Source organism: Microvirga medicaginis (assembly GCF_052658925.1).
In genome coordinates this window covers 1-23,676 of sequence record NZ_JBQWEL010000016.1, presented here as the reverse complement: position 1 = coordinate 23,676, position 23,676 = coordinate 1, and the positions used below count along the sequence as shown (strand labels likewise).

The window sequence follows — 23,676 nt, the reverse complement described above, 5'->3', positions numbered from 1 at the left end:
TGCAGCAGCTATTCGGCCGCTTTCGATAATTTATGATATAAAGTTACTATTGCCCTTTGGCGGGCTCAATTGCGAAATGCTTGCATTCATGCAAGCCATGGAGCCAAATTTGCAGCTCCAGGGTAAAGGCCCTTCAATGCCCTTGGGCTTCGCGCAAAAGAAAAGGGCCTAACAGGGATCAGACCCTTGTGAGACAGCATTCCGCTTGACGCGTGATCGCTGCTGCAGAGAGAAGTCGGCGCCGATGCTCTAAGTTTCTGCAAGGCCTGCGCCGGAACCTGCAGGGTTCCCCAGCGCCGCTGCAATATCTGCGAGCGTAGCCTTTTCGGCGTCGCTCACCGCGACGCCGCCGAAGCCGAGGAAGCCGCCTTCCTTGCCAGCTTCCGCGGATTTCCGGGCCACACTCCAAAGCCAGGATTTGAAAGCCGCTGCGTCGTCAGGCGCCTTGGCGTCGAGCAGGCTCGAGATCGCTGTCAATTCATCGATGGCCTTGCGCTTGATGTCGGAGAACTGGCTTCCCTTGAATTGCGCCTGAAAGGAATGGCGCACGGCCTCCCGTGTGTCTGCGTTCGCGATGTCGTCGGCCACCGCCTTCACGAGCGGGTTCGCCTGCGCGTCCTGCTTGGCTTCCAGAAGGGCCCAGCCGCTCGACATGGATTCCTGCAAGAGGCTCCAGAGGCCACCGGGGTCCGCGGCGGTGATCGCCATGCTGGCCACGACCGGGCTTGCAACGAGACGAGACCATTCCTCGGGGGTGAAGCTCGATTTGCTTGCCATCGCGATGCTCCTGATGCGGTGCCGTGGGGGATCGACAGGCGTAACCGCTTAAGCTTCGGCTTTGTTCCTGGTTGGGCAGGGTTTCGAGCCAAAAGAAAAAGGGCCTGACCGAGGTCAGGCCCTTGCGGCAGTTTCACACGAGATGCGGGATTACTGCTGCGGGGAAGCCGGAGCCGACGGAGCAGCCGGGGCCGACGGGGCCGGAGTGGCCGGCGTAGCCGGGGCCGACGGAGCAGCCGGAGCCGGGGACGGGCTGGTGCTCCGTGAGGAGCTTTCCGTCTGCGTGCTCGTGCTGCCGGTCGTGCTCGGCTCATTGCGGCCGCCATCATAGAAGAGAAAAGCCAGCAGGCCGAGGGCGATAACAAGACCGCCGATCACGTAAGCAAGAGTATTGGAACCGCGCCGATCCGTATCGTAGACATTCGTCTCCCGATTGTAGACATTCGGTTCGCGATCCATGGGATCCATAGCCATTTTTAAGCTCCTTGACCGTTTTACCTCCCGATCAACGCCTGATGTTGGATGCGGTTTCATGCCAGCGTGGCAATTATCTTAAATCCTTGTGCATAAATCATAATTTATCTTGGCCTTATGCCGCACTAATCTGAACGCCTGTTCATCTCGAAAGGGGTTGACCCGATTTCGCGTCGCTCTTACTCCGGGCAGGAAATATTGAAAGATAAAGGCGCAAGGCTCATGAACGCTCCGGTGAACCCGAAGAAGCTCATCAAAGGTGCGACAGGCGATTGGGAAGTGGTCATCGGCATGGAAATCCATGCCCAGGTGACGAGCCAGGCCAAGCTGTTCTCCGGCGCCTCGACAGCTTTCGGCGGCGATCCGAACAGCCATGTCTCCCTCGTGGATGCCGCCATGCCCGGCATGCTGCCCGTCATCAACGAGGAATGCGTCCGCCAGGCGATCCGCACCGGCCTCGGCCTCAAGGCGCAGATCAACCTGAAGAGCACCTTCGACCGGAAGAACTATTTCTATCCGGACCTGCCGCAGGGCTATCAGATCAGCCAGTACAAGAGCCCCATCGTGGGCGAGGGCGAGGTGATCGTGGACGTGCCGGAAACGTCTGAGACGATCACGGTGCGCATCGAGCGCCTGCACCTCGAGCAGGATGCCGGCAAGTCGATCCACGACCTGCACCCGACCCTGAGCTTCGTCGATCTCAACCGTTCCGGCGTGGCCCTGATGGAGATCGTGTCGAAGCCCGATCTGCGCTCGTCGGACGAGGCGCGCGCCTATGTCACCAAGCTGCGCACGATCCTGCGCTATCTCGGCACCTGCGACGGCGACATGGACAAGGGCAACCTGCGCGCCGACGTGAACGTGTCCGTTCGCCGCCCCGGCGAGGAACTCGGCACCCGCTGCGAGATCAAGAACGTCAACTCCATCCGCTTCATCGGCCAGGCGATCGAGTATGAGGCGCGCCGTCAGATCGCGATCCTGGAAGACGGCGGCGTCATCGAGCAGGAGACGCGCCTCTACGATCCGGGCAAGGGCGAGACCCGCTCCATGCGTTCGAAGGAAGAGGCGCACGATTACCGCTACTTCCCCGATCCGGACCTGCTGCCGCTCGAATTCGACCAGGCTTACGTGGATGATCTCGCCCAGCACCTGCCGGAGCTGCCGGACGCCAAGAAGGCCCGCTTCATGAGCGATTACGGTCTCTCGGCCTATGACGCGAGCGTGCTGGTGGCCGAGCGGGCTTCCGCCGACTTCTTTGAGGACGTCGCGAAGGGCCGCGACGGCAAGGCCGCCGCGAACTGGATCATCAACGAATTGTTCGGCCGCCTGAACAAGGAAGGCAGGGACATCACGGAAACGCCGGTCTCTGCGCAGCAGCTCGGCGCCATCATCGAGCTCATCGGTGAGAACGTGATCTCCGGCAAGATCGCCAAGGACCTGTTCGAGATCGTCTTCACCGAAGGCGGCGACCCGCGCGAGATCGTGGAAAAGCGCGGCATGAAGCAGGTGACCGATACAGGCGCTATCGAGAAGGCCATCGACGCCGTCATCGCAGCCAATCCCGACAAGGTCGAGCAGGCCAAGGCCAAGCCCACACTGCTCGGCTGGTTCGTCGGCCAGGTGATGAAGCAGACCGGCGGCAAGGCCAACCCGCAGGCCGTCAACGAGATCCTGAAGTCCAAGCTCGGGATCGAGTGATTGTGAGCGAGGCGCTGAAAGTCGCTGACAGCGCTCTTGTCCTGCGCCTCGCGGAAGATCGCGATGCGCAGGATCTCTTCGGGCTTTTGTCTCTCTGCTTCGCCGACTATCCCGGCTGCTTCATCGACCCCCACGACGATCTGAAGGATCTTCGTGCGCCGGGATCGCCGCGACAGAACGATGGCGTTCTATGGGTGATGGAGGACGAGAGCGGACGGATCTGCGCCTGCGTTTCCGTCGATTTTCCCGAAGTCGGCGTGGCGGAGCTTCACCGCCTTTACGTGCGTCCCGATCAGCGCGGACGAGGCCTCGGCTCATCGCTCGTGCGCGCTGTCGAGCGTCACGCTCGCGGGAAGGGTGCGCGGCTCATGTTCTTCTGGTCCGATACGCGCTTCACCGATGCGCACCGGCTCTACAGGAAATTGGGCTACACGCAGACGGATCGGCGGCGCGATCTCGGCGATATTTCCAACTCGTCGGAATATCACTTCGAGAAGGAGCTTTGAGGCGGCTCTTTGCTGCTCACGTCATGGCCGGGCTTGTCCCGGCCATCCACGCCTCATTCGTTTCCAATACTCTCGCCACATCCTGAGGAGGTCGCTTAAGCACCGTCTCGAAGGAGGCTTCGGTGCGTTCTGGACACTCCTTCGAGACGCAGACTGCGTCTGCTCCTCAGGATGAGGGCAGAGGGGGAATGCGCAATGCTTCACGGAATCTCATAAACCGAGAACTCGTTGTTGATCCCGCGCAGAGTAGTCTTCTGCAGGTTCGGGTGCAGGCCTTGCGTTTCGATGATCTCAAGAGCTTCAGGGTTCTCGATCACTGCTCCGGTTGCATAGATCGAGCGCGAGTCCGCGAGGTTCTGGACCCTTGAAGCGATATTCACGGTCTGCCCGAAATAGTCCTGCCGCTCATTGAGAACGACGGCAAGACATGGGCCCTCGTGAATGCCGATCTTGAGCAGGAGGTCCTCATGTCCGCGCTGCTCGTTCAGCATGCGCATGGCCTCGCGCATGCGCAGCGCTGCCGCAACAGCGTGATCCGGCGTCGGGAAAGTGGCCATCACCGCATCACCGATGGTCTTCACGACGGCCCCGGCCTCGGAGGCTACGATCTCATTCAGCACGCGGAAATGCTCGCGCACCAGATCGTAGGCCACGAGGTCTCCGACACGCTCGTAGAGCTCTGTCGAGCCCTTGAGGTCGGTAAAGAGAAAGGTGAGACTCGTGATCTTCAACCGTTGATCGATATCGAGCGTTTCCGTGCGGTAGAGGTCGCGGAATGTCTGGTTCGTCAAAAGGCGCTTGGCGGTGAGGAACGGACGGCGATGCTCCATCAATTCATGCAGGGCATCGTTGGCGAGCCATACGGCGGGAAGCGCGCGCCTCTTGGTATGGTTTTCGAGCAGGAGGCGGACGGGGCCCGGGTGCAGCTCCAAAGTCTGGTTCTCCGCAGGCTGCTCGGTCAGGATCAAGGATAGATTCTGACGCTCGCGAGTGGGTTCGCCTTTAACCTCGACGAACTGAGTGACATGCGTCACGGGATCGAAGACGATCACGAATGCCGGAGGAAGCTGCAGGGACAGGATGACCCGATCTCCGGGGGGAAGCTCGACGGAATCGAGCATGATCTCCTCCAGGCGCTTTTCGAAATCCTCCGGCAGATCGACACCGGAACTCCAGAAAATCTGGCGTAAGTATTCCGGCATCGGAAGCCTGTCCGGCTCATGCGCTGCGATCCTGCGCACGCGCGGGCTGACCGTGAATGTCACCTCGACCATTTCATCGAGGGTGGGTTCATATCCGGCAGCACAGAGAGCGCAGCTGTATTCCTCTTTCTTTATGGACTTCAGGCTTGCGCCTGCATCCATCACCCCGCCGCAGCCCGGGCACAGGACGTTCCAGGACAACTCGAAGAGGCCAAGCCGCGCGGCGTGCAGGAAGGCAGCAATGGTGCCCTCCTCATCGAGATGGTGTTTGGCAGCGAAAGCGAGAGCGTTGATGCGGTTCAGTTCATGGTCCGGCGCCTCGCGGATCAGGTGCTCGATGGCATCGACGGCGTCCGGATCTGCCGATTGACGCAGTATTGCGAGGAGTTTCTGATCTTCACTCATGGTCCGACCTCCTTCGAGGTTCAGGTACGCCTTGAGTCTCGGGCATCATTGCATGCAGTGTTTCACATACACACTCGCAAGATGTCGGCTTTAGCTTTCAGAATAGCACTTTGTGGGCTCAAAGGCTTGCAAAACAAGGGCTTGAGCGCGCAATCGGGCAGCAGAAAGGGACGAGGAGGCAAATTGATGGCGCAGAAAAGGCTTTTACGTTTCTGCCACGCCGTATTCCTCCGCGTAGCGGTTCGCGACCCGCGTCTGCCATAGACATAGAACCGGGGTGACGATGAGCTCAATAAACAGGCCTCCCATCATGAAGAAGGAAGGCAGGCCGGTGAGCGCGAGGCCGATCAGGCGGCCCAACCCCCCGATGACGACGAGCAGCGTCAGAAACCGGAAGCGGTTGGTCTTGTCCTCGATGCCGGGCAGCGTGCTCCAGAAGCACAGGCCGATGCCGAGCAGAAGGCCGGACAGGAAGCGGAAATGGCTTTCCGCCGAGATACTCACCGCATCACCCGTGAGAGCCTGCCCGAAGAGGACGCCGTAAAGCCCCGTTGCCACGGGAATCGTGGCGACGATGGCCACTGTTTGCTGCAACAGCTTCCGCTCACGATCCATGTTGGGCATAACTTCTCCTGCCGGTCATTGCTGTCGCTTCCGTATCGAAACACAATCCGATAGGGTCTGTCGCGACAAAATTATCCTACGAGGAATATGCTCATGCCGGCGCGTTTTGAACTCCATGGGATCGCCTTTTCGGGCCCGACCTACAAGGTGGGCCTGATGCTGGCCTTGGCGGGCGAGCCATTCGATTACGTGCACTTGAACATGATGCAGGGCGAGCACAAGCAGCCTGCCCATCTCTCGAAACAGCGCTACGGCCAGGTGCCGCTGCTGACCGACCGCAACAACGGACGGCATCTCTGCCAGTCGGCGGCGATCCTGGAATATCTCTCGGACACGCTGGGCAAGTTCGGCGGTGCGACCCTGGACGAGCGCCTGCAGGCCCGCGAGTGGCTCTATTGGGATTTCGACCGGTTGGCCTCCCAGATCTATCGCGCCCGGACCATCAAGCTCGGTATCCGCCCGGCCCCTCCTGAAGTGTATGACGCCCATATCGCCGGAGGAAACGCTGCCCTGAAGGTGCTCGATCAGCATCTCGCCGGCCGCAACTGGATCGTCGGGGAGGGCGTCACCATTGCCGATATCGATATCTATGGCGTCGTGGCTTACGCCGAGGAGGCCGGATTCGATCTCTCTGCCTATTCCAATATCCAGTCCTGGATGAAACGGTTCGAGGCTTTGCCCGGCTTTGCCTCGACAAAGGCCCTTCTGCCCATGGAATCGCGGGTGGCCGCATGAGCGTGATCGAGTTTCGCGAGGCGAGGGCAGAGGATCTGGAGGCGATCATCCGCCTTCATGAGGAGGATGAACTCGGCGCTCACGGAGACATGTGGTCGCCTGAGACAAGACCGGCCTACGAAGCCGCTTTCGCCGCCATCGCCAAAAGCCCCGAGAACATGCTCTTCGTGGCGGTGGACGGTGACGAGGTCGTCGGTACGTTCCAACTCACCTTCATCCCGAACCTGACCGGGCGCGGGGCATTGCGCGTGAAGGTGGAGAGCGTGAAGGTGAAGGCCGCGCGCCGCTCCGGCGGCATCGGCGCGAAGATGATGACCCATGCGGAAAGCGTGGCCCGCTCTCGGGGCGCGGCGGCCATGGAACTCACCTCCAACAAGGTCCGCAAGGACGCCCACCGCTTCTACGAGCGATTGGGCTTTGCACGCTCCCACGAGGGCTTCAAGAAGAAGCTGTGAGGATCCTTCAGCGAGGTATGCGGACTTCACGCTCTGGCGCTCCGGGTGCTCCTTTGCGGATGATCACGCCTGCACCGCTGGCCAGCGGATAGTCCGTCAAAACAGGCTCGATAGTGCGGAACATCGCTTCGGCATCGGGGCCATAAAGATAGACGGTCGTTACACCTGGCCCGCTCTCGTGGCCGTCATATGTACCGAGGCTGCCTAGAGCCTCGGTCAAACGGTCTTCAAGCATCGCGAGATCGTACGCTGCGTAGACCTCATCGGGCAGCGACGCACCATCAAGATGAATGAGGATGGCCTGCTCGTCTGATACAGTCTCTGGAGCTGATGGGCGCTTTCCCAACAAACGGGACAACCATTCCATAGAATTCTCTCATCGTGTGCGGACGAACTGTAAGGCGGGCCGCCCACTCGGGTGCAGGTGCGCGATCAAGGTCTGATCGCGCACCTTTTCCTTTCAGGCCCTCGCGCCGCCCTTCAGGCGCGTGTTGCAGGCGCTCCAGAATTTCGGCCACTTCATGCCGGCTTCGATTTTTCCGCCGGCCTTGGCCTGCTTCCACTCGGCGCTGCACTTGGTCATGCGCTCGCGGGCGGCGAGCTGGGCTGCGGTCGGCTCCTTCTTCGGCTTGGTTTCGGCCGCCGCCGGAAAGGTGCCTGCGAAAGCCAGGGCCAGGGTGGCGGCGAGTGCAGTGGTGACAATTCGGTTCATCATGAGATCCCCCTTAGGCGCTGCAAAAGGCGCGCTGGGCATCTCATGATGAAACTATGAAACATGCAAGTGGGGGTGGTCAGCCATGCGCTCTATCCACCGCAAACCAGAGGGCTTGAGGGTGCGGGATCGAGTTCGATACCCTAACTTTAGCTCATCAACCTGTGTCGTACACAAGGAGAGGCGTGTCATGGCGGCTTCCGCCCAACAACCGATCGATCTCTATTACTGGCCGACCCCGAACGGGTGGAAGATCACCATCATGCTCGAGGAATGCGGGCTGCCCTATGCGATCCATCCGGTGAATATCGGCAAGGGCGACCAGTTCAAGCCCGAGTTTCTGGCGATTTCCCCGAACAACAAGATGCCGGCCATCGTCGACCATCAGGGGCCGGACGGGCAGCCGATCTCCGTGTTCGAGTCCGGCGCGATCCTGCAATATCTCGGCCGCAAGACGGGCAAGTTCTATCCGCAGGGCGAGCGCGGGCGCGTCGAGGTGGATCAATGGCTGTTCTGGCAGATGGGCGGTTTCGGCCCCATGCTGGGCCAGACGCACCATTTCCGCATCTATGCGCCGGAGAAGGTGCCTTACGCCATCGAGCGCTACACCAACGAGACCAACCGCCTCTACGGCGTGCTCAACAAGCGCCTCGCGGACCGTGAGTTCGTGGCCGGCGACTATTCCATCGCCGACATGGCCATCGCCCCCTGGGCCAAGCTCTGGGAGCGCCAAGGCCAGAACATCGAAGACTTCCCGCATGTGAAGCGCTGGCTCAGCACCGTGCTGGAGCGCCCAGCGGTGAAGCGCGCCTTGGAGGTCAATGCCGACGACCGTAGCTCCTATGACATGAAGGACCCCGCCGTTCAGGCAGTATTGTTTGGTCAGAAGGCGCGGTAAGAGCCCCTTCAGCCTCTCCACATGGCAGGTGCCTCTCCCGGCCGCTCCAATTCCTGATTTGGCTTTGTTTCAAGTTACCGCCGCGAGCAAGTTATAGAGCCGAGAGACTAATTCTTCTTCTCTCGGCCGTTCTTTCCGACCGGCGAACAAACCGACGGATCCGCGTTTTCGAGCAGCGTTTCCATCTTTGTGAGGACAACACGACGCCCATCATCATCGAGCGGGTCGCAGGCCGGGAAATAGTCTTTTCCGGCTTCAATCAGCTCATTCGCGTTCTTTGTAATTCTGCAAAGCGTCGGCTGATCAAGATCCTTGAAATGGATCTTGCGAAGCTGCATTGCCTCGCCCATCGCCGCTTCCCAGCGGGCCTGCAGGGCCTTCGTGCACTCGATGGCCGGAGCAGCACTGGTGCCAGCTAAAACCATTACAACGGCGAGGAAAGCGCGACGCATGAAGGGCCTCCAAGAGCAATCTTGAGGGCCTGTTATCATGTAACTTAAATAGCGTCGAGCATTGAAGGAAAATATATCTATTCGGTGCAGCTTCGGCTCTTGCTGAGTGGGATGTGTCAGAAGGGGCTCAATTCAATTTCGCCCAGGTCTGTGACCGGCAGATGAGGCCGCCCAGAACGCAGCCGGAGAGCTGCATGGACTTGCCGGCGAAGCTCATTTTGCCCGTATAGGTCTTGCCGTCCTTGTAATTGTAAAGCTGACCGGTGAAGCCGTTGTCGGAAGGCCGGATGTCAGAGATCATCTGGACCCCGACGAGGCTGCGGCCCCTCAAGCTGGTCTCCGGGTTGTTGACGTCCTTGGCATCGCCCTGAACGGAAATGATGGTTCCGCAATAGGCCTGGCCGCATTTGGCGATGCGCACCCGGGTTTCGCCACTCTCGCTGAGGTAGGTGCCACTCGGGTCCAGAGCTTGGGCCTGGGCTGCTCCCGCGAGCAAAAGAAAACCGAGGGCGGCAAGGGATAGAGACTTCATACTATTCCTCCAGATCAGCCTGTTCCTCCAAGTCAGCCTTCATGGGGCCGATCAGGGGAGGAGACTAGAGGAGACGGCCCAGCTTTCCAACGGGGCGATCTTTACGATAACCCTCATGAGAACCTTCGCAATTGCGAAAAGGCGCTTGAGGGGGAGGGGCCTCGCCGCTATAAGCGCCGGACTTTCCCGATTTCTTCTCTTAAAAGGGTGACCTGTCATGGCCATCGAGCGTACTTTCTCCATCATCAAGCCCGACGCGACCGAGCGTAATCTGACCGGCGCCATCAATGCCGTCATCGAGAACGCCGGCCTGCGCATCGTCGCCCAGAAGCGCATGATCATGGCCCGCCGCGAGGCCGAGACCTTCTACGCGGTCCACAAGGAGCGTCCCTTCTTCGGCGAGCTCGTGGACTTCATGATCTCCGGCCCGGTCGTCGTTCAGGTTCTCGAGGGCGAGGGCGCCGTTCTCCGCTACCGCGAAATCATGGGCGCCACGAACCCGGAGAGCGCTGCCGAGGGCACCATCCGCAAGCTCTACGCCAAGTCGATCGGCGAGAACTCGGTCCACGGCTCCGACAGCATCGAGAACGCCAAGATCGAGATCGCCCAGTTCTTCTCGGGCAACGAGATCGTCGGCTAAATTCCCTCTCCCCAGTGGGAGAGGGTGGCTGCGTTAGCAGCCGGGTGAGGGCAGGACCCTGATCCAGCAAAACTCTTACGATGGCCGGGCTCGACCCGGCCATTCTTTTTTGGGTTCTGTCTTCCTGTTCGAGGGCATTCCCTCACCCGGCCCTCTCCCATCGCAAGTCGGGTGTTCCCGACTTGCGCAAGCAAAAGCTGATCTCGGGAACACCCGAGATCAGGGAGAGGGAGAAGATGCGGCCTTTTCTTTGGCTTTCTGCTCCGTCATGATGCGCCTGCCATGAACCAAGCTCCCCGCATCGACCGCCGCGCCTCCATCTGCCCTCATGATTGCCCCTCGGCCTGCTCCCTCGACGTCGAGGTGATCGACGGCAGAAGCATCGGGCGCGTGCACGGGGCCAAGACCAACAGCTATACGGCGGGCGTCATCTGCGCGAAGGTCGCGCGCTACGCGGAACGCATCCATCATCCGGAGCGGTTGCTCTATCCGCTGAAGCGTACCGGCCCCAAGGGATCGGGGCAGTTCGAGCGCATCTCCTGGGACGAGGCGCTGGATGCGGTGGCAAAAGCCTTCCTCAAGGCGGAAGCCGAGTTCGGCTCGGAATCCGTCTGGCCCTATTACTACGCGGGCACCATGGGCCTCGTGATGCGCGACGGCATCAACCGCCTGCGCCACGTGAAGAAATATTCCGGCCAGTACTCCACCATCTGCACCCCCATGGGCTGGACCGGCTATGTCGCCGGAACGGGCAAGCTCGCAGGCTCCGACCCCCGCGAGATGGCGGTCTCCGATTGCGTGGTGATCTGGGGCACGAACCCGGTTCACACCCAGGTCAATGTGATGACCCATGCCATGCGCGCGCGAAAGGAGCGCGGGGCGAAGATTGTCGCCGTCGACATCTACATGAACGCCACCATGAAGCAGGCCGATATGGCGCTGCTCGTGAAGCCGGGAACGGACGGCGCGCTCGCCTGCGCGGTCATGCACGTTCTGTTCCGCGATGGTTACGCGGATTGGGATTATCTGGAGCGCTACACCGATCATCCGCGCGAACTCGAAGAGCATCTCAAAACCCGCGATCCGGCCTGGGCCTCCGCCATCACCGGCCTGTCGGTCGGGGAGATCGAGGGCTTCGCAAAGCTCGTCGGCACCACCAAGCGCACCTTCTTCCGCCTCGGCTACGGCTTCGGGCGCCAGCGCAACGGCGCCGTCAACATGCATGCAGCAGCCTGCATTCCGGCGGTCACGGGCGCGTGGCAATACGAGGGCGGCGGCGCATTCCATTCGAACAGCGGCATCTATCATTGGAACAAGGCGCTGATCGAGGGGCACGACACCATCGATCCTTCGATCCGCATTCTCGACCAGTCGCAGATCGGCCGCGTGCTCACCGGCGATGCAGACGCGCTCTACAACGGCCCGCCGGTCAAGGCGATGCTGATCCAGAACACCAATCCGGTGACCGTGGCTCCCGAGCAGGAGCTGGTGAAACAGGGCTTCGCGCGTGAGGATCTGTTCGTCTGTGTGCATGAGCAGTTCATGACCGAGACGGCGATGATGGCCGATATCGTGCTGCCCGCGACCATGTTCATGGAGCACGACGATCTTTATTCCGGCGGCGGGCATCAGCATTTCCAGATCGGCCCGAAGCTCATCGATCCGCCCGGCGAATGCCGGTCGAACCACGAGGTGACCCGTGCGCTCGCGAAGCGCCTGGGAGCCGAGCATCGGGGCTTCGACATGGAGCCGCGCGAGATCATCGACTGGACCCTGCGCAACTCCGGCTGGGGCTCCATCGAGGAGCTGGAGCTTGCGGTTCACAAGGATGTGCAGCCGCCTTTCGAGGATGCGCATTATCTGAATGGCTTCGGCTATCCGGACGGCAAGTTCCGGTTCAAGCCCGATTGGACATCCGTGCCGTCCTACAACAACGGGCCGATGGGGCCTTACGCCAGCATGCCCGCGCTGCCTGACCACTGGGCGGTCATCGAAGATGCGACGAGCGATTATCCCTTCCGCCTCTCCACGAGCCCGGCGCGCAGCTTCCTGAACACGTCCTTCACCGAAACGCCGGGCTCGATTGCCAAGGAGGGCAGGCCCGAGGTGATGATCCACCCCCTCGATGCGGAGCGGCAGGGCATTGCCGACGGCGATTGGGTAAAGCTGAAGAATCATCGCGGCGAGGTGTTCCTGCGAGCCCGTCTGTTCGATGGCGTGCGTCGCGGCGTGCTGATCGCGGAAGGCATCTGGCCCAACAGGGCGCATCCTCTCGGGCGCGGCATCAACACGCTCACCGGTGGCGATCAGGTGGCGCCCTATGGCGGTGCTGCCTTCCATGACAACCGGGTGGCGTTGGAAAAGGTCGATGCGGACCTGAAGGTCGAGGTGCCGCGCGTCACGGTTCGTGAAAGAGCCGAGCCGGTCGCTGGGTAAGAACGAAACACAGCCCTCATCCTGAGGAGCGTAGCGTCTCGAAGGACGAGGGCGTCTCCAGCGCGCACGGGAGCCTCCTTCGAGACGCCGCTTCGCGGCTCCTCAGGATGAGGACGGAGATAGGGTTCAGGCGCGGATCAGCGGCCCTGTGCCGGTGATCCCGATGAGGAAGAGCGCAGTGCCCCGCGGGTCGGGATGGCCGGGCTCGTCTCGGCCATGACATGGAGGCATCGGTTAAGCCGGCGAGCGCAGCGCGCCCGTGCCATCCCAGCTTCCGGAGAACACCACGCGGCCGCCTTCGAGCCGGGCGCTGCCGTCGCAGATCATGCGCAGGGCCTGCGGGTAGATCAGGTGCTCCTGCACGAGAATGCGCGCAGACAGGGTCTCTTCCGTATCGCCCGGCACCACAGGCACGGCGGCCTGGGCGATGATGGGACCGGCATCGAGCTCCGGCACCACGAAATGCACCGTGCAGCCATGGACGAGCACGCCTTCCTCGAGCGCGCGGCGATGGGTGTGCACGCCGCGGAACAGGGGCAGGAGGGAAGGGTGGATGTTGATCATCCGTCCCGCCCAGCGCTCCACGAACCAGTCGGTGAGCACGCGCATGAAACCGGCGAGGCAGATGAACTCGATGCCGTGCTCGCTCAGCACCCCATCCATCGCCTGCTCGAAATCCTCACGGGTGGGGTGAGACTTGTGATCGATGACAGCCGTCGCGATACCCGCTGCCCGAGCGCGCTCGAGCCCGGCCGCATCGGGGCGGTTCGAGAGGACGAGGGCGATCTCGGCCGGAAAGCCAGGCGCGGAAGCGGCCTCGATCAGCGAGATCATGTTGGACCCGCGCCCGGAGATCAGGACGGCAACGCGGCGGGTCATCAGAGCTTAAGAGACCCTGCGGTCTGCACGCGCTCGCCACCCGTATGGGCGATGGTCTCCCCGATGCGCACCGGATTCTCACCGGCCTGGCGCAGGCGCTCCATCACCGCATCGGCCTGATCGGCGCTCGTCACCACGATCATGCCGATGCCGCAGTTGAAGGTGCGCAGCATCTCAGCCTCGGCAACTCCGCCGGTCCGGGCCAACCAGCCGAACACGGGGGGAGCGGAGATGGCGTTCAGATCGAGCCGCACGCCCACGCCGTCGGGTAGAACGCGCGGGATGTTGTCGGGGAAGCCGCCGCCGGTGATGTGGCAGAGCGCGTTGATCCCGTCGCCGCCCCTCAGCACCTGGAGGAGGGGCTTCACATAGATCCGGGTCGGCTCAAGGAGAGCCTGAGCCAGGGTCTTGCCGGAGGCAAAAGGAGCAGGCGCATCCCAGGACAGGCCGGAATGCTCCACAATGCGGCGGACGAGCGAGAAGCCGTTGGAATGAACGCCTGAGGAAGGCAGGCCGATGAGCACGTCGCCCACCTTCACGTCTTGCGGCAGCAACGTGCCGCGCTCGGCGGCGCCCACGGCAAAGCCCGCGAGATCGTAGTCGCCCTTGGCGTAGAGGCCCGGCATCTCCGCCGTCTCGCCGCCGATCAGCGCGCAGCCGGCCTGGAGACAGCCCTCGGCGATGCCCTTGACGATATGAACGCCCACCTCGGGGGAGAGCTTTCCGGTGGCGAAATAATCGAGGAAGAAGAGGGGGTCGGCGCCCTGAACGATGATGTCGTTCACGCACATGGCCACGAGATCGATGCCGATCGTGTCGTGGATGCCGGTATCGATGGCGATCTTCACCTTGGTGCCCACGCCGTCATTGGCGGCGACCAGGATCGGGTCCTTGAAGCCCGCGGCCTTGAGGTCGAAGAGGCCGCCGAACCCGCCGATCTCCGCATCCGCGCCGGGGCGGCGCGTGGAGCGCACCAGGGGTTTGATCTGGTCGACCATGGCATTGCCCGCGTCGATATCGACGCCCGCTTGGGCATAGGTCAGGCCGTTCGTCTGCTTCTCGGTCATGGGCACACCCCGTGTTGGGGTGGGGAGTAAGACGAGAAGGGCGAAGAGGCAAGGATTTTTGCCCGCCTGGAATGATGGTTCTGCCGTCATCCCCGGACTTGTTCCGGGGTTCCACGTCTTGTTCGCATCTCATGTCGAAAGACGTGGATGGCCGGGTCAAGCCCGGCCATGACGAGGAGAGGGAATGGACTCTTACCGGAGTCAGACATTGAACTCGGCCCCCCGACCCGGCATCATCCTTGCACGATGACTATTCCAAACCTCATCACCATCGCCCGCCTCATCATGGTCCCCATCGTGATCGTCATGATCATGCAGCAACGATGGGCGACGGCCTTCATTCTGTTCGTGGTGGCAGGCGTCTCGGACGCGGTCGACGGGTTCATCGCCCGGCAATTCAACATGAAAAGCGAGTTCGGGGCCTATATCGATCCTCTGGCCGACAAGTCGCTGCTGGTCTCGATCTATGTGTCTTTGGCGGTCGTGGGGGCGATTCCGAGCTGGCTTGCCATCGTCGTGGTGTCGCGCGATGCGATGATCGTATCGGCCGTGCTCCTGTCCTGGGTCATGAGCCGCCCGGTCGAGATCAAGCCGATCCTGGTGAGCAAGCTGAATACGGGCGCACAGATCGGCTTTGCGGCCTTTGCGCTTGCCGCCAATGCCTATGGAGTGGAACTGGGTGGTTTCGAGGATCTGGTCATGCTGGCTGTCGCCACCTTGACCGTAGCTTCCGCAGGTGCCTATCTCGGCGGCTGGCTGCGGCACATGGCAGGCTGAAGGCTCTCGCCGTTTCGGGGTATGGAGTATCGATGACGATCCAACGGCAGATCGGGTTCTGGATTGCAGCGCTGGTCGTGGCAGTGCTTCTGCTCTTCGCCCTGCGCGGCATCCTGCTGCCGTTCGTGGCAGGCTTCGCACTGGCTTATCTGCTCGATCCTCTGGCGGACCGGCTGCAGAAGATCGGGATCGGGCGCCTGGGCGCGAGTCTCCTGATCCTGGTGCTCTTCGTTCTCGTCTTCATCATCACCCTCATGATCCTGGTGCCGTTCGCGGCCCAGCAGGTCGGCGCCTTCGTGGAGCGGCTTCCCAGCTACGTGGCAAGGCTCCAGGAACTGGGAAGCCAACAGCTGGGACCGCTGATCCGAAGGCTCGGGATTGAGGGCGCTCTTCCCCAGACGCAGACCTCGGCGGCCAATCTGATCACCCAGGGCATCGCCTGGATCGCCGCCTTCCTGCAGGGGCTCTGGTCCGGTGGGCAGGCCTTGCTCGGCATTTTCTCCCTGCTCGTGGTGACGCCGGTGGTCGCTTTCTACATGCTGGTCGATTGGGACCGCATGGTGAAGACGGTCGATTCCTGGATGCCGGTTCGCCAGCGGGACACGATCCGTGTCATCGCCCGTGACATCGACCGGGCCATTGCGGGCTTCGTGCGCGGGCAGGCCTTGGTGTGCATCATCCTCGGCACCTTCTATGCGGTGAGCCTTGCCGTCATCGGCCTGAACTTCGGCGCCCTCATCGGCATGACCGCGGGCCTCCTGAGCTTCATTCCTTATGTAGGCTCGCTCACAGGTCTCATTCTCTCCATGGGCGTCGCCATCGTGCAGTTCTGGCCCGACTGGACCATGATCCTGGCGACGCTCGGCATCTTCGTCTTCGGCCAGTTCGTGGAAGGGAACATCCTCTCGCCCAAGCTGGTGGGCGACTCCGTGGGGCTCCACCCGGTCTGGCTCATGTTCGCGCTGCTCGCTTTCGGCGCGCTCTTCGGCTTCGTTGGCCTGCTGCTTGCCGTGCCGCTTGCCGCCGCCATGGGCGTGATCGCGCGCTTTGCACTGAGACAGTACCTGGCGAGCCCGCTCTATCGCGGCCCGGGCGGCCCGGTGATCATCCACCCGAAAGTCGAGGACAAGGCGGATCTCGATGCGTGATGCGCCCAAGCAGCTGGCCTTCGATCTGCCCCTGGATCCACGCTTCGGGGCGGAGGACTTTCTCGTCAGCCCGTCCAACGAGCAGGCCTATGGTCTCATCGAGAGCTGGCCGGACTGGCCGGATACGATCCTTCTGCTGATCGGCCCGCCGGGCAGCGGCAAGAGCCATCTCGCCTCGATCTGGGCGACGAACGCCCACGCCTGGACCATCGATGCGTCCGGGATCACGCATGACAAGGTTCCGCATCTTGTCTCCAACGGGGCTCTTGCCATCGAGGACATGGACAGGGCTGAGCGGGACGAGGCGGCCCTGTTCCATCTGCTTAATCTGGCGCGGGAGAAGAAGGCCTCTCTTCTGATCACCAGCGAGACATCGCCCGACCGCTGGGGCCTGAAGACACCGGATCTGCTCTCCCGCCTGCGGCTTGCTCCGAGCGTGACGCTCGACGCTCCGGACGACGCGCTGCTCAAGGCCGTGCTGGTCAAGCTCTTCGTCGACAGGCAACTCGTGGTCGACACCTCCGTTGTCGACTATATTTCGCTTCGGATCGAGCGATCTCTGGCCAAGGCTTCGGAACTGGTGGCGCTTCTCGACAAGGAGGCGCTCAGCCGGGGTCGACGCGTGTCGCGGGCGATTGCCGCCGAGATCCTCGGAGCCTCGCAGGAAACGGATGAAATCGAGTGAAGCCTGATCCTACCGCATTGTCGTTGAACCGTCGTGAAACCGTCACGAAGCCCAGAGCAAAACGGACGCCGAAGAAGGAAGCGGCGGAGATCGAAGTGCGTGACGCGATTGCCTTGAGAGATGTGGAGACGGTCAGCGAAGCTCCCTTGCCGAAGGCCCCGCCGGATATCGAGCTGGACGGTGCCGTGCTGCGCCAGTTTCCTCAGCGCTTCATCAATCGCGAGCTCTCCTGGCTGCAGTTCAACCGCCGGGTGCTGGAGGAAGCCTCAAACCGCAATCATCCGCTTCTGGAGCAGTTGCGCTTCCTCTCGATTTCGGCAGAAAACCTCGACGAGTTCTTCATGGTCCGCGTGGCAGGCCTCCGGGGCCAGGTGCGCTCCGGCGTCGCCACGATCTCGCAGGACGGGCTCTCGCCTCAGGAGCAGCTGGCGAAGATTTCGGTCGAGGTGTCGAACCTCGCTTCCGATCAGCAGCGACGCTGGCGGGAGCTTCGCGAGACCCTGCAGGGGGAAAGTATCGTTCTTGTCGACGGCGTCGGCCTGACGAAGCCTGAGGCCTCCTGGCTTGAGGATTACTTCCTCAACCACATCTTCCCGGTTCTCACGCCTCTCGCCATCGACCCGGCGCATCCGTTTCCGTTCATTCCGAACCTCGGCTCGTCCATCGCCCTGAAGCTCGTGCGCCAGAGCGACGGCAAGGTGCTGAACGCGCTGATTCGCCTGCCGTCCCGCGCCGAGCGCTTCATCCGCCTGCCGGATTTCTCCGAGACGGGATCCGCCCGCTTCATCGCGCTCGAACAGATGATCGTGCTCTACACGAGCCGCCTGTTCCCGGGTTACGAGGTGCAGGGGCAGGGCGCTTTCCGGGTCATTCGCGACTCCGATATCGAAGTGGAGGAAGAGGCCGAGGATCTGGTGCGCCTGTTCGAAACGGCGCTCAAGCAGCGCCGTCGCGGCAGTGCGATCCGCCTCGAAGTCGAGGCCGCGATGCCGGAGGATCTGCGCCTCTTCGTAGTCGAGGAGATGGAGGTTTCCAGCGACGAGGTGTTCGTCGTGGAGGGCATGATGGGCTTGCGCGATCTCTCGCAGCTTGTCGCACTCGAACGCCCGGATCTCAAGTTCAAGCCCTACAATCCACGCTTCCCCGAGCGCATCCGTGAACACAGTGGCGATTGTTTCGCTGCCATCCGGGAAAAGGATTTCGTCGTCCACCACCCTTACGAATCCTTCGATGCGGTGGTGCAGTTCCTGCGTCAGGCGGCACGCGATCCGAACGTGGTCGCGATCAAACAGACGCTCTATCGCACGTCGTCGGATTCGCCCATCGTGGCGGCACTCGCCGAGGCAGCGGAGGCAGGCAAGTCCGTCACGGCTCTCGTGGAGCTGAAGGCCCGCTTCGACGAAGAGGCGAATATCCGCTGGTCTCGCGACCTCGAGCGCGCGGGCGCTCAGGTGGTGTTCGGCTTCATCGAGTTGAAGACCCACGCCAAGCTCTCCATGGTCGTGCGGCGCGAGGGCAGTCAGCTCATCACGTATTGCCATGTGGGCACGGGCAACTACCACCCGATCACAGCGCGCATCTATACGGATCTCTCCTTCTTCACCGCCGATCCCGTGATCGGTCGGGACGTGTCGCGCATCTTCAACTTCGTGACGGGCTATGCGGAACCAGCGGAGCTGGAGCGCATGGCGGTTTCACCGCTGACCTTGAGAAACCGTCTTCTTCAGCACATCCAGGAGGAGATCGCTCACGTCAAAGCCGGGCGGCCTGGAGCGATCTGGGGCAAGTGCAACTCGCTGGTCGATGCGGATATCATCGATGCGCTCTACGACGCGAGTGCGGCGGGCGTGCAGATCGACCTCATCGTGCGCGGCATCTGCTGCCTCAGGCCCGGCATCAAGGGCCTGTCGGAAAACATCCGCGTGAAGTCGATCGTCGGACGTTTTCTGGAGCACACGCGCATCTATGCCTTCGGGAACGGGCAGGGCCTCCCGAATCCCAAGGCGCATGTGTATATCTCCTCCGCCGACCTGATGACGCGCAACCTCGACCGGCGCGTCGAGGCGTTATTGCCCATCATCAACCCCACCGTCCATCAGCAGGTGCTGGATCAGATCATGCTCGCCAATCTTCTCGACAACGAGCAGAGCTGGACTGTCATGCCGGACGGCACGAGCCGGCGGATCGTACCTGCCAAGGGCGAGGAACCCTTCAACGCTCACAAGTATTTCATGACGAACCCAAGTCTCTCCGGACGCGGAAAATCCCTCAAGACGTCGAGCCCCAAGGCGCTCGCGAAACGTGGGCAGCGCTGACATGCAGATCGTCGCCGGCGAAGCGCAAGGCAGGCTCAAGATCGGACGTCCGGTCGCCATCATCGATATCGGCTCGAACTCCGTGCGCCTCGTGGCTTACGAGGGCATGGCTCGCGCCCTGACGCCGATCTACAACGAGAAGGTTCTCTGCGGACTTGGCCGGCATGTGGCGACGACGGGCCAGCTCGATGAGGAGGCGGTGGATCGGGCGCTGCGCGCTCTCGCCCGGTTTCGCGTGCTCTGTGAAACGATGCAGGTGTCCGACGTGTTCGTTCTGGCCACCGCCGCCGCACGCGATGCCTCCAACGGTCCTGCTTTCCTGGAGGCCGCGGAGAGAGCCTGCGGCTGCCCCATCAGCCTGCTGTCGGGTGCGGAAGAGGCACGGTTCTCGGCGCTGGGCATCGTTGCAGGCTTCCACGGGCCGGATGGCATCGTGGGCGACATGGGCGGCGGCAGCCTGGAACTCGTGGATGTGAAGGGCGCGACCGTGGGCAGGGGCATCACGATGCCCCTCGGCGGCCTGGCCCTTCAGGACATGAGTGGCGGCTCGCTGAAGAAGGCGCAGAAGATCGTGCGTGCAGCCCTGGAGCGCGCTCCGGAATATCTCGAAAACCTGCATGGCCGCACCTTCTATGCGGTCGGCGGCACCTGGCGCGCTTTGGCGCGCCTGCATCAGGCGGCAGCCGATTATCCGCTCCATGTGATGCATGGCTATCTTCTCAACACCGAGGACGGTCTCGACTTCCTGCGCCTCGTGGAGGAGGCGGATGCCAAGACCCTGAAGGATATCGAGAGCGTTTCCGAGGCGCGACGGCCGCTTTTGGCCTATGGCGCCATCGTGCTGGAGGAGATCCTCCGGCTCGGCGAGCCGAAGGAGGTCGCCATCTCCGCCTTCGGTGTCCGCGAGGGTGTGCTTTACGACAAGCTCGATCCGGAGACGCAGAAGCGCGATCCGCTTCTTGCCGCTGCCAGCGACCTGAACCTGCTCCGGTCCCGTTCCCCGCGCCATGGCCAGGAACTGTGCGAGTGGACCGAAGCCTTCATGAAGAGCTTAGGCATCAAGGAAACCGAGACGGAAACCCGGCTGCGCCGTGCGGCCTGCCTGCTCGCCGATATCGGTTGGCGCGCTCATCCCGACTACCGGGGCGAGCAGAGCCTCAATCTCATCGCCTATGGAGCCTTCGCCGGTCTCGATCATCCGGGCCGCGCCTATCTCGCGCTCTCGATTTTCTTCCGTCACGAGGGCCTTTCACCGGACAAGGTCGGCTCGCGCATCAGGTCTCTGGCAGGGCCGCGCTATCTGGAACGCGCGCGGCTGCTCGCCGCACTCATGCGCGTCGCCTATCCGGTCTCCGTGTCCATGGAAGGCATTCTGCCGCAGGCCCCCCTACGGGTGCGGGGCAGCCAAGTCGTGCTGCAGCTGCCGCCCCACATGGAGGACCTCGCCAATGAGCGTCTCGTGGGCCGCGTCAAGGCGCTCGCCAAGCTTCTCAACATGGAGCCGGTGATCGAGATCGTGGGCTGAGCCCCTACTGAGGGTTTGATTTTTCGACTGCTCAGTGCAACTTTGGCGAAAGGTCAGTCGAGCCCCGATCATAAAGCCAATAGGGGGCTCAAGCGGGAGTAACATATGAGCCTTATCAACCTGTCCGCGGTCGAGAACGCGCAGCATTCGCGCGACCCTTACGATCATCTTCTGGCGTCCAGCTTTCTGAAGGAAGAGGCCGTCGAGGAGCTCCGCCGCGACTTTCCGCAGATCGACAAGCCGGGTTATCTCACGGTCGACGAAGTCAAGCTCCACGGCCGCTTCAAGCAGCTCATCGACGAGCTCGAAGGACCCGAGCTGACGGAGGCTCTGTCGAAGAAGTTCGGGATCGACCTGCATCCCTATCCGCGCCTCACCACGATCATGAAGCGCTCGCAGCCGAAATACGGCGCGATCCACACGGATGGCCCATCCAAGGTCATGACCATGCTCGTCTACATGAACGACGAGTGGCAGCAGGACGATGGCGGACGTCTCCGCGTGCTCTACGACGGCAAGAATTTTGAGCCCTACAAGCTGGAAGTGCCGCCGATGATGGGCACCATGTTCGCCTTCCTGCGCTCCGACAATTCCTGGCACGGCCACCTGCCGTTCGTCGGCGAACGTCGCGTCGTCCAGATCGCCTGGGTGAAGAGCCAGGCCGACGTGGACCGCAAGAAGAAGCACAACAAGGTCGCCCAGTTCTTCAAGGGCATCTTCGGGCGGTAAGACAGATCTTCGATCCAGGAAAACAGAAGCGCCACGGCAGACGCAAGGTCGCCGTGGCGTTTGTCTTTTAGAGCGGGCCTTGGAAACACCGCCCTCATCCTGAGGAGCAGACGGAGTCTGCGTCTCGAAGGAGGGTCCAGAGTGCACTGGAGACGCCCTCGTCCTTCGAGACGGTGCTGCGCACCTCCTCAGGATGAGGGCTCCGGGATAAAAATTGAGATGCTTTACGCGCTCGGGATGGTTTTGAGCTTCACCCGCCCGCGCTCCAGCACGAGGCCGAGCTGGCCGTTCTTGAGGGCGAGCGCCTTCTCGCCGAACAAGGCCCGCCGCCAGCCGTGCAGGGAGGGCACGTCCGCCGTGTCGCTCTCGGCGATGGCTTCCAGTTCCTCGACGGTAGCGACGATCTTAGGCGCCACGCCCTCCTGCTCGGCCACGGCCTTGAGCAGCACCTTGAGAAGGTCGACAACGGCCCCCGTATTGCCGCGCCCCCGGCTGCGCTCGGGCATGGGAATGCTGGCGAGATCGCGGGCGAGACCGCGCTCGACAGCTTCCAGGATATCGGCACCGGTCCGGGAGCGCTCGAAGCCGTTGGGGATCGAACGCAGGCGGCCCAGAGCCTCCACGCTGCGGGGGATGGAGGTAGCGATGTCGATTAATGCGTCGTCCTTGAGAATGCGTCCACGGGGCACGTCCCGGTTTTGAGCCTCGCGCTCGCGCCAGGCGGCGACCTCCATGAGGACGGCGACCTCTTTCGGCTTGCGCAGGCGGCCGCCGAGGCGACGCCAGGCATTGGTCGGATCGGCCTGATAGGTCTCCGGCGAGGTGAGGATGGACATTTCCTCTCTCAGCCAGTCGAGGCGGCCGTTCTTCTCAAGCTGAGCCATCAGGGCATCATAGACCTTCACCAGATGGGTGACGTCGGAGAGCGCATAGGTGAGCTGGGCCTCGGTGAGGGGCCGGCGCGACCAGTCGGTAAAGCGGGAGGATTTGTCGACCTTGGCCTTGGCGAGGTCGTTCACCAGCTGCTCGTAAGAAACCGAATCGCCATAGCCGCAGACCATGGCGGCGACCTGGGTATCGAACAGGGGGGAGGGAACGATATTGCCGAGATTCCAGATGATCTCCAGGTCCTGCCGCGCAGAGTGGAAGACCTTCACCACATCCGGGTTGGCCATGAGCGCCATGAAGGGCTCGAGGCTTAAGGATTCGGCCAGAGGATCGATGAGATAGGCGTCCGAAGGATCCAGACCCGCCATCTGGATGAGGCAGAGCTTCGGGAAATAGGTGGTCTCGCGCAGGAACTCCGTGTCGACGGTGACGAACGGATTCTGGCTCAGGCGGGAGCAGGCGGCTTCGAGTGCCTCGGTGGTCGTGATCAAATCCATGGAGGAGTCTTTTAGCGGAACCTGTTGGTGCAGGCGACTCCCCGTTTAAGCCCTTTGAAGGGCTTTCCTCCGCTCTTTTGCCTGCCGCTCGGCCCGCTTCATGAGCCAGTCCAGGATGTTGCGATGGACCACGAAGCCGGTCTCCGCATCCTCCAGGCGCTCGATCCGGTCCACCCGGAAGCCGCGATAGCCGTCGTCGGACATGTCGATGCCGCCGAGCAGCATCTTGCCCGGACCCACTTTCAGCTCACGCGCGATCACCCAGCGCCGGGTGGGGTTGCCGGCCTGGTCCACGTAGTCGATCTCAAGCGCACCGTCGAAGGGATAGACGTGCCAATTCCCCTCGATCCGCTCCTCGCTCGGGGCGTTCCGGCCATGGTGCAGCAGGGTTGTTGCATGGTTCGTCATCATGAACCTGATATGGGAATTCACGCTTTGTTCTTCAAGGGAAAAACCATTGAAGGATAGGGGTTTGAGGCTGAAAAAGGGGGCTCGGCAATAGCCTTCATCCCCGACGGAGCGCAGCGGGGTCAGGCTAGAGCGCGTGTTCCCCTGCCGCACGGATCTCGGCTGTTCCCGAGGTCCGTGCCGGAGGGAAGGGCCCTTACGAAACCGATGCT

General features: G+C 62.2%; 25 protein-coding genes. 13 read left to right on the top strand and 12 right to left on the bottom strand.

The window, feature by feature from the left end:
- Positions 1-249: 249 nt before the first annotated feature.
- Together ACUXUR_RS18725 and ACUXUR_RS18720 are read right to left on the bottom strand one after the other, a co-directional pair.
- Positions 250-777 (bottom strand): hypothetical protein, encoded by a 528-nt coding sequence (locus ACUXUR_RS18725; RefSeq protein WP_445503871.1) that lies wholly within the window; start codon positions 775-777, stop codon positions 250-252.
- Between the two features lie 150 nt (positions 778-927).
- A complete protein-coding gene (locus tag ACUXUR_RS18720) occupies positions 928-1,251 on the bottom strand; it encodes a hypothetical protein (RefSeq protein ID WP_445503870.1) in 324 nt (107 codons plus the stop codon).
- Positions 1,252-1,473: 222 nt separating this feature from the next.
- Between ACUXUR_RS18720 and gatB the strand changes: the two genes are divergently transcribed.
- Both gatB and ACUXUR_RS18710 read left to right on the top strand, forming a co-directional pair.
- On the top strand, positions 1,474-2,949 hold the full coding sequence (gatB, locus tag ACUXUR_RS18715; RefSeq protein WP_445503869.1) for an Asp-tRNA(Asn)/Glu-tRNA(Gln) amidotransferase subunit GatB: 1,476 nt from the start codon (positions 1,474-1,476) through the stop codon (positions 2,947-2,949).
- A gap of 2 nt (positions 2,950-2,951) precedes the next feature.
- Positions 2,952-3,455, top strand: a complete 504-nt coding sequence (locus tag ACUXUR_RS18710; RefSeq protein ID WP_445503868.1) for a GNAT family N-acetyltransferase — start codon at positions 2,952-2,954, stop codon at positions 3,453-3,455.
- A 200-nt stretch (positions 3,456-3,655) separates the two neighbouring features.
- Here the strand turns inward: ACUXUR_RS18710 and ACUXUR_RS18705 are convergent, their stop codons facing one another.
- Complete coding sequence (locus ACUXUR_RS18705; RefSeq protein WP_445503867.1) at positions 3,656-5,062, bottom strand: adenylate/guanylate cyclase domain-containing protein; 1,407 nt, start codon at positions 5,060-5,062, stop codon at positions 3,656-3,658.
- Positions 5,063-5,266: 204 nt separating this feature from the next.
- Complete coding sequence (locus ACUXUR_RS18700; RefSeq protein WP_445503960.1) at positions 5,267-5,677, bottom strand: DUF4345 domain-containing protein; 411 nt, start codon at positions 5,675-5,677, stop codon at positions 5,267-5,269.
- Between the two features lie 102 nt (positions 5,678-5,779).
- On the opposite strand from ACUXUR_RS18700, the gene ACUXUR_RS18695 reads away from it, so the two are divergent.
- Both ACUXUR_RS18695 and ACUXUR_RS18690 read left to right on the top strand, forming a co-directional pair.
- On the top strand, positions 5,780-6,421 hold the full coding sequence (locus ACUXUR_RS18695) for a glutathione S-transferase family protein (protein ID WP_445503866.1): 642 nt from the start codon (positions 5,780-5,782) through the stop codon (positions 6,419-6,421).
- The gene (locus ACUXUR_RS18690) at positions 6,418-6,876 is read left to right on the top strand and encodes a GNAT family N-acetyltransferase (protein WP_445503865.1); all 459 of its coding nucleotides are present in this window, start codon (positions 6,418-6,420) and stop codon (positions 6,874-6,876) included. The genes ACUXUR_RS18695 and ACUXUR_RS18690 overlap by 4 nt, the downstream gene beginning before the upstream one ends.
- Positions 6,877-6,883: 7 nt before the next feature.
- On the opposite strand, the gene ACUXUR_RS18685 is transcribed toward ACUXUR_RS18690, so the two are convergent.
- Both ACUXUR_RS18685 and ACUXUR_RS18680 read right to left on the bottom strand, forming a co-directional pair.
- Positions 6,884-7,243 carry a hypothetical protein gene (locus ACUXUR_RS18685; RefSeq protein WP_445503864.1) on the bottom strand — a complete coding sequence of 120 codons (360 nt, stop codon included), beginning with the start codon at positions 7,241-7,243 and terminating at the stop codon, positions 6,884-6,886.
- A gap of 93 nt (positions 7,244-7,336) precedes the next feature.
- Complete coding sequence (locus ACUXUR_RS18680) at positions 7,337-7,591, bottom strand: hypothetical protein (RefSeq protein ID WP_445503863.1); 255 nt, start codon at positions 7,589-7,591, stop codon at positions 7,337-7,339.
- 187 nt (positions 7,592-7,778) lie between these two features.
- Between ACUXUR_RS18680 and ACUXUR_RS18675 the strand changes: the two genes are divergently transcribed.
- Positions 7,779-8,486 carry a glutathione S-transferase N-terminal domain-containing protein gene (locus tag ACUXUR_RS18675; RefSeq protein ID WP_445503862.1) on the top strand — a complete coding sequence of 236 codons (708 nt, stop codon included), beginning with the start codon at positions 7,779-7,781 and terminating at the stop codon, positions 8,484-8,486.
- A 107-nt stretch (positions 8,487-8,593) separates the two neighbouring features.
- Here the strand turns inward: ACUXUR_RS18675 and ACUXUR_RS18670 are convergent, their stop codons facing one another.
- Entirely contained in the window at positions 8,594-8,938 is a 345-nt protein-coding gene (locus ACUXUR_RS18670) for a hypothetical protein (protein ID WP_445503861.1), read from the bottom strand.
- A gap of 127 nt (positions 8,939-9,065) precedes the next feature.
- Positions 9,066-9,470, bottom strand: a complete 405-nt coding sequence (locus ACUXUR_RS18665; RefSeq protein WP_445503860.1) for a DUF2147 domain-containing protein — start codon at positions 9,468-9,470, stop codon at positions 9,066-9,068.
- A gap of 217 nt (positions 9,471-9,687) precedes the next feature.
- Here ACUXUR_RS18665 and ndk point away from each other — a divergent pair, with 217 nt between their 5' ends.
- On the top strand, positions 9,688-10,110 hold the full coding sequence (gene ndk / locus ACUXUR_RS18660) for a nucleoside-diphosphate kinase (RefSeq protein ID WP_445503859.1): 423 nt from the start codon (positions 9,688-9,690) through the stop codon (positions 10,108-10,110).
- A 282-nt stretch (positions 10,111-10,392) separates the two neighbouring features.
- The gene (locus tag ACUXUR_RS18655) at positions 10,393-12,546 is read left to right on the top strand and encodes a molybdopterin oxidoreductase family protein (RefSeq protein WP_445503858.1); all 2,154 of its coding nucleotides are present in this window, start codon (positions 10,393-10,395) and stop codon (positions 12,544-12,546) included.
- Positions 12,547-12,780: 234 nt separating this feature from the next.
- On the opposite strand, the gene purN is transcribed toward ACUXUR_RS18655, so the two are convergent.
- Complete coding sequence (gene purN, locus ACUXUR_RS18650) at positions 12,781-13,425, bottom strand: phosphoribosylglycinamide formyltransferase (RefSeq protein ID WP_445503857.1); 645 nt, start codon at positions 13,423-13,425, stop codon at positions 12,781-12,783.
- Positions 13,425-14,492, bottom strand: a complete 1,068-nt coding sequence (purM, locus tag ACUXUR_RS18645) for a phosphoribosylformylglycinamidine cyclo-ligase (RefSeq protein WP_445503856.1) — start codon at positions 14,490-14,492, stop codon at positions 13,425-13,427. Before purM ends, purN begins: the two co-directional genes overlap by 1 nt.
- A gap of 246 nt (positions 14,493-14,738) precedes the next feature.
- On the opposite strand from purM, the gene ACUXUR_RS18640 reads away from it, so the two are divergent.
- The 6 genes from ACUXUR_RS18640 (at position 14,739) to ACUXUR_RS18615 (ending at position 21,671) form a co-directional block, all read left to right on the top strand.
- Positions 14,739-15,269 (top strand): CDP-alcohol phosphatidyltransferase family protein, encoded by a 531-nt coding sequence (locus ACUXUR_RS18640; RefSeq protein ID WP_445503855.1) that lies wholly within the window; start codon positions 14,739-14,741, stop codon positions 15,267-15,269.
- A 32-nt stretch (positions 15,270-15,301) separates the two neighbouring features.
- Complete coding sequence (locus tag ACUXUR_RS18635; RefSeq protein WP_445503854.1) at positions 15,302-16,417, top strand: AI-2E family transporter; 1,116 nt, start codon at positions 15,302-15,304, stop codon at positions 16,415-16,417.
- Complete coding sequence (locus ACUXUR_RS18630; protein ID WP_445503853.1) at positions 16,410-17,102, top strand: P-loop NTPase family protein; 693 nt, start codon at positions 16,410-16,412, stop codon at positions 17,100-17,102. Before ACUXUR_RS18635 ends, ACUXUR_RS18630 begins: the two co-directional genes overlap by 8 nt.
- Before the next feature lie 146 nt (positions 17,103-17,248).
- Positions 17,249-19,417 (top strand): RNA degradosome polyphosphate kinase, encoded by a 2,169-nt coding sequence (locus tag ACUXUR_RS18625; RefSeq protein WP_445503959.1) that lies wholly within the window; start codon positions 17,249-17,251, stop codon positions 19,415-19,417.
- Between the two features lies 1 nt (position 19,418).
- Positions 19,419-20,942, top strand: coding sequence for an exopolyphosphatase (gene ppx / locus ACUXUR_RS18620; RefSeq protein WP_445503852.1), 1,524 nt, complete (start codon positions 19,419-19,421; stop codon positions 20,940-20,942).
- Positions 20,943-21,047: 105 nt separating this feature from the next.
- Entirely contained in the window at positions 21,048-21,671 is a 624-nt protein-coding gene (locus ACUXUR_RS18615) for a 2OG-Fe(II) oxygenase (protein WP_445503851.1), read from the top strand.
- 224 nt (positions 21,672-21,895) lie between these two features.
- Here the strand turns inward: ACUXUR_RS18615 and rnd are convergent, their stop codons facing one another.
- Together rnd and ACUXUR_RS18605 are read right to left on the bottom strand one after the other, a co-directional pair.
- Positions 21,896-23,056, bottom strand: a complete 1,161-nt coding sequence (gene rnd / locus ACUXUR_RS18610) for a ribonuclease D (protein WP_445503850.1) — start codon at positions 23,054-23,056, stop codon at positions 21,896-21,898.
- Positions 23,057-23,101: 45 nt separating this feature from the next.
- Positions 23,102-23,488 (bottom strand): hypothetical protein, encoded by a 387-nt coding sequence (locus ACUXUR_RS18605; RefSeq protein ID WP_445503849.1) that lies wholly within the window; start codon positions 23,486-23,488, stop codon positions 23,102-23,104.
- Between the last annotated feature and the right edge of the window lie 188 nt (positions 23,489-23,676).